Here is a 529-nt window from a genome sequence, read left to right as displayed (position 1 = left end):
GGCGGGGGTAGGTAGCCGTTTCTTTCGTGTCGGGTGTCCAGCGGTCGCGAACGGCAGCCGAGTATTTGTCGTCGCCTTTGATCCAGAAATACGAGCTGTTTTTCTGTCCATACGCCCCCGCGCTGCCGGTGGCGATGGCGAAGACGGTCCAATTGCTCCACCGCGCCGTCAGGTTCAGGCCAAACGTGAAGGGGGCACCTGACCAGCCGGCCCGACCCAGATACACCTCGTCGCGACTGTCGATAACACCGTCGCCGTTCTGGTCTACGTATTTGATGTCGCCGGGCTTAACCTGACCGTACGTTTGCTTAGCGCTGGCTGCGATGTCGCTTTCGTTGGCAAAGAGCCCCTTGCTTTGCAGTCCCCAGATCGCGTCGAGCGGTTTACCAACCCGGTTCTGGTAGGCATTCTCGTAGTTCTCCGCGCGTTGCGTCGCTTTCGTCGTGTAATATGTTCCGGCCAAACCGACGGTCCATAGGACCGGACCCAACTGCTTATTCAGGCCCAGGTTGAAATCCACGCCTTTGCG

The 529-nt window shown here is 59.2% G+C and carries 1 protein-coding gene; it reads right to left on the bottom strand.

The annotated features are described in order from the left end of the window. The coding region (locus DT603_RS15860) for a hypothetical protein (protein ID WP_211368495.1) at positions 1-520 on the bottom strand (520 nt) is incomplete at its 3' end. Between the last annotated feature and the right edge of the window lie 9 nt (positions 521-529).

The organism is Pseudoxanthomonas gei, from assembly GCF_010119615.1.
Taxonomy (GTDB): domain Bacteria; phylum Pseudomonadota; class Gammaproteobacteria; order Xanthomonadales; family Xanthomonadaceae; genus Pseudoxanthomonas_A; species Pseudoxanthomonas_A gei.
Note: the sequence above shows the minus strand (reverse complement) of the source record. Positions and strands in the feature narration are given on the sequence as shown.